Source organism: Mesorhizobium sp. M7A.F.Ca.CA.001.08.2.1 (assembly GCF_003998455.1).
GTDB classification, from domain to species: Bacteria; Pseudomonadota; Alphaproteobacteria; order Rhizobiales; family Rhizobiaceae; genus Mesorhizobium; species Mesorhizobium ciceri.
In genome coordinates this window covers 1-4,330 of record NZ_RZPW01000551.1, presented here as the reverse complement: position 1 = coordinate 4,330, position 4,330 = coordinate 1, and the positions used below count along the sequence as shown (strand labels likewise).

The window sequence follows — 4,330 nt, the reverse complement described above, 5'->3', positions numbered from 1 at the left end:
GCCCTTTGTCTTCATGGAGAAGCGGCTTCCGCTCGGGCCGGACTATTTTTCCAGCTTGGCCAAGGTGGGCGCGCTGTTTGCCATCTCCATCACGCTCCAGCAGCTTTGCTATCTCGGGGCCTCCGTCACCAATGCGAGCTTCCTGGTAAGCACGGCAACGGTAATGACACCGCTGGCCGCCTGGTTTCTCGTAGGCGAACGTCCGACAGCGAGTCTCACAATCGCCGCCGGATTGACCCTTGTTGGAGCCCTGCTGTTGTCGGATGGGATAGCCGGGTTCAGCAGTGGCGATCTTACCGCTGTCCTCTCGGCTGCCTGCTATGCGCTCTGGGCAGTCGAACTGGGCCGGCACATGCAGGTGCATGCGCGGCCGTTCACCGCAGCCGCGACACAGTTCTTCGGCGCCGCAGCCTTCGCCCTGCCGCTCGGTGCAATGCAAGGCAATCTGTCGCTGGCCGCCGCATTCGCAGCCGGCCCGGAACTGGCGATCCTCGGCGTGTTCTCCACTGCGATTGCCTTCGGCATACAGACGGTTGCCCTCCGCTTTACGCCGGCCAGCCACGCCGCCGTGATCGTCAGCGCAGAAAGCGTTTTCGGGGCGCTGGGCGCGGCAATCTTTCTCGGCGAGCGGAGCTCGTCCGCGAGCGTCTTGGGTGCCGGCATCATCCTGGGTGCGATCCTGTCCGTGGCAATGTCGAACCGAGCGCTGCAGGCACGCACGTCCTTGCGAACCGCTTCGGTTCAACCCTTCGACGCGGCCCCTGCCTTTGCAACTGCGTCCGCAAATCGGGCGGGCGATCGTCATCCCAACAATTCAGGTCCAGTGGAGGAATGTGATGGCCCTTGCCGGTGATGCGAAACGTATTCCAGACCCGGCCGGACTTGTCGCGGGGGCGCAGTGATGGATGCGCGGACAATCCTTCTTCCGGTCGCACATTTGGTATCGGCGCTTCGCGCCCGCATGAAGGGACCGGGCGGCTACTACAACAGCGGCAATGCGCTCGGCCTCATTGTCGGTCTGGCGATCCAGATTGCCACCGCGCCGGTCGGCCTGCATGAAGGAAGCAGCGTCACCATGGCGGTGATCGAATATTTCGCTGGCAGCCATGGCACTGTTGCGCTGACCTTGACCACCCTGGTCTTCTTCTGGGGCGGCGAGGCCTATCACCGGGCCTGGGCAAGGCCGGATGCTCCCGATCCCGCCCTCAACCGTCTGGGCGACTTCCTGTCGGGCCTGGGTGCGATCGGGCTCGGCATTGCCCTGTTGCTGCTCGGCGATCCATTGCTTGCGGCGACCTCCGGCCTGCTGCATGCGCTGGGCAAATTCGGCAGCACCTTTCACAGGCCCGGCACGCCAATTCCGATCTGGCCGGCCGCTTGGCCCGATCCGTTCCGCAGTGCGGTGCTCGCCAGCCGGTTGCCGGCGATGCTGGCGACGATAGTGGCCCTCGCCCGCGCTTTGCCTGAGGTCTGGTGGAGCGGCTCTTTCGCGGCCCTCGCCATGCCACTGACCTTGCTCGGCTGTTATCTCTTGTGGACCAAGGCCGATCTGCTGCTCTTCGGCGTGGGCACCAAGGCGATCCGCCAGATTTCCACATGTTGAGCTCGCTTTTGAAACGACCGGATGTCGAGATGGAGAATGACATGTTTGGCAGTGTGTATCATCAGGACGCCGGCCCCCCATCCTTTCGCGAACGGGTGCGGGCGACAGGCTGGGGCAGTCTCCTGACGCCGGCCGGTTCAATCTCGAGAGTGACAGGAATACTTGCAGCTTCGCTGTTTTGGGGGGCCTCGGCCCATGCCGCGAACGTTGACGTCGCCATCGTGTTCGCGGTCGACTTTTCGTCATCCATCGATCCGAAGATCGCCGATATGCAACGCGAGGGACATGCCACGGCACTCACCTCGCCAGAGATCATCGCCGCCATCAGCCGGAATTATGTTGGTTGCATCGGCGTTGCCTATTTTGAATGGTCGAGCCCCGGACACGCGCGCGTCGTGCTGCCGTGGACAAGCATCTGCGGACTGGAAGATGCCAAAGCGGCGGCTGCGGTGATCAGCAGGAAAGGCGATACCGGCTTCATCCGCAGAGGGCGTGGCGGAACATCCGTCTCCTCGGCTATCGACATAGGCAGTCTCCTGCTCGACCAGTTCCCGGGAAAGGCCGCAAAGAAAGTCATCGATATCTCCTCCAATGGCGAGAACAACGACGGGCTTCCCGTCCAGCCGAGCAGGTCGAACGCCATAGCCAAGGGATATACGATCAATGCCATCGCCATCCCGGCGGAGGATGAGAATCCCGACCAACCTCTGGCATCCTATTTTGCCAAATCGGTCATTGGCGGTTCCCAGGCCTTCGTCATGACGCCGAAGGGGCCAGACGACTACACCATGGCGCTTCGCCGCAAGCTCGTGACTGAAGTAAGCATGAACGACGACCGTCCGCTGTGAAAGTGTGCCATGTAGGACGAACTTTCGAGGCCCCATCCCGAAGCGCATTGCTCAACGAGAACCCGCGCCCTGCAGCGCGAGACCTTGTAGGACCGTCAGGACAACAGCCTATCGCCGCAATGCGTGCACGCTTGCCTTGCCTTCGCCGCCTACCGGCAAAGCCATGTCATCGTCGAGAAGGCGCGTGATGCGGGCAAAGCCGGTGAACGCTTTCCTTGCTTCCTCGGCCGACATCTGGCCCGACAAAGCGGCCGAGCAACAGTTCAGCGCGCACTGATAAACCGGACCGCGCCGTCCCGTTGGCCATTTCCGCAAGAACATCATGGCTTCGGCAACACTATCGATTTCTTCCGCAGGGTGTCCTTGCCCGCGCGAAATCCGCACGGGCGAAAAGAAATGCAATTGATCCATCGTTTCCTCCCGGTCGACCGCAATGCGCTCGATCGAACCCCACCAAACGCACCAACAGCCGGTTGGTTCCAGCCAAAAAATGGAATTTTTTGAGAAATCTGTCAGGCGAAGGCGATCACCTGTGCGGTGGTGAGTGTCGCCTACATCGTCGGAAAGTGGCAGGCGACTTTGCGACCGGGTCGGTATTCCCGCAACTGCGGCCGCTCCGAACGGCAGCGCTCCGCCGCGATCGGGCATCGGGGATGGAAACGGCAGCCGGTTGGAGGGTTCAGAGGGCTCGGTACGTCGCCGGTGAGGATGATGCGCTTGCGCGTCCCGCTGGGCGTCGTCTCCACGATAGGAACCGCCGAGATCAGCGCCTGGCTATAGGGATGGGCCGGTGCTGCAAACACTTCTTCCGCCGGCCCTTCTTCGACGATCGAGCCGAGATACATGACCGCTATGCGGGTTGAAACCTGACGTACCACCGACAGGTCGTGGGCGATGAAGATGTAAGTGAGATTGAGCTTCTCCTGCAGATCGGCAAGCAGGTTGACGATTTGCGCCTGCACCGACACGTCGAGCGCGGAGACGGGTTCGTCCAGGACCACGAGGTCCGGGTTCAATGCAATAGCCCGCGCGATGCCGACGCGCTGGCGTTGCCCGCCGGAAAATTCGTGCGGAAACCGCATGACGTGATCCGGCAGCAGGCCGACAAGGTCGAACAGTTCCGCCACGCGTCTGGTGATCTCGCTCGACGAGAGCCTGCCATGGATGCGCAGCGGCTCGGCCACCAGGTCGCCGACGCGCCGGCGCGGATTGAGCGATGCCGACGGATCCTGGAAAACCATTTGCAGGCGGCGCCGGAGCGGCCTGAGTTCGGACAGCGACTTCGAGGTGATATCGTTGCCTTCGAACAGAAGCTCGCCGTCCGATATGTCGTAGAGCCTCACCAGGCAGCGCGCCAGCGTGGACTTGCCGCATCCGGATTCGCCGACCAGGCCGACCGTCTCGCCGCGCCACACGGTCAGGGAAACATTGTCGACCGCATGAACGGTTCGCTTGCCTTCGGCGGAAAAACGGCTGCCGATGGAAAAGCGCTTGCCCAGCGAACGCGTCTCGATAATGGGGCGGTTCTTGTCGGTCATCGATCCCCTCATGCCTGTGCCACCCTGAAGCACGCCGCGGCATGAGTGCCGCTCCCGAGGTCGGGTTTGCCGGCCTCGCAGGGCTCATAGTGAACCGGGCACCGCGGACCGAACGCACAGCCCTGCGGCAATCGCAGCAATGACGGCGGCGAACCGGGAATGGCCGGCAGGCGGCGTGGTTTTTCGCCGGTCAGCGGCGGGATCGAACCGAGCAGCGCGCGCGTATAGGGGTGTCGCGGATCGGAAAACAGCTCCGCGCGACTGCCGCGCTCCACCACGCGGCCGGCATACATGACCATGACCCGGTCGGCGAGTTCGGAGACCACGCCCATGTCATGCGT

6 protein-coding genes are annotated in these 4,330 nt (G+C 62.8%); 3 read left to right on the top strand and 3 right to left on the bottom strand.

Annotation, left to right across the window (positions count from 1 at the left end; genetic code table 11):
• The 3 genes from EN914_RS26035 to EN914_RS26025 all read left to right on the top strand — a co-directional run.
• Positions 1-853: DMT family transporter (locus tag EN914_RS26035; protein WP_164778906.1), on the top strand; the 853-nt coding region annotated here is incomplete at its 5' end.
• A gap of 48 nt (positions 854-901) precedes the next feature.
• Positions 902-1,603 (top strand): hypothetical protein, encoded by a 702-nt coding sequence (locus EN914_RS26030; protein WP_024503321.1) that lies wholly within the window; start codon positions 902-904, stop codon positions 1,601-1,603.
• A 41-nt stretch (positions 1,604-1,644) separates the two neighbouring features.
• Positions 1,645-2,451, top strand: a complete 807-nt coding sequence (locus EN914_RS26025) for a DUF1194 domain-containing protein (protein WP_024503322.1) — start codon at positions 1,645-1,647, stop codon at positions 2,449-2,451.
• Between the two features lie 108 nt (positions 2,452-2,559).
• On the opposite strand, the gene EN914_RS26020 is transcribed toward EN914_RS26025, so the two are convergent.
• The 3 genes from EN914_RS26020 to EN914_RS26010 all read right to left on the bottom strand — a co-directional run.
• Positions 2,560-2,862: a DUF982 domain-containing protein gene (locus tag EN914_RS26020; RefSeq protein WP_024503323.1), complete on the bottom strand. Its 303-nt coding sequence runs from the start codon at positions 2,860-2,862 to the stop codon at positions 2,560-2,562.
• Between the two features lie 140 nt (positions 2,863-3,002).
• Positions 3,003-3,989 (bottom strand): ABC transporter ATP-binding protein, encoded by a 987-nt coding sequence (locus EN914_RS26015; protein WP_013531723.1) that lies wholly within the window; start codon positions 3,987-3,989, stop codon positions 3,003-3,005.
• Positions 3,990-3,997: 8 nt separating this feature from the next.
• Positions 3,998-4,330, bottom strand: a 333-nt coding sequence (locus tag EN914_RS26010; RefSeq protein ID WP_164778905.1) for an oligopeptide/dipeptide ABC transporter ATP-binding protein, incomplete at its 5' end; no start/stop codon positions are given.

Excerpts from the sequence above, each read along its gene's own strand:
- EN914_RS26030 (WP_024503321.1), top strand. The coding sequence starts at position 902 with ATGGATGCGCGGACAATCCTTCTTCCGGTCGCACATTTGGTATCGGCG.
- EN914_RS26025 (WP_024503322.1), top strand. The coding sequence starts at position 1,645 with ATGTTTGGCAGTGTGTATCATCAGGACGCCGGCCCCCCATCCTTTCGC.
- EN914_RS26020 (WP_024503323.1), bottom strand. The coding sequence starts at position 2,862 with ATGGATCAATTGCATTTCTTTTCGCCCGTGCGGATTTCGCGCGGGCAA.
- EN914_RS26015 (WP_013531723.1), bottom strand. The coding sequence starts at position 3,989 with ATGACCGACAAGAACCGCCCCATTATCGAGACGCGTTCGCTGGGCAAG.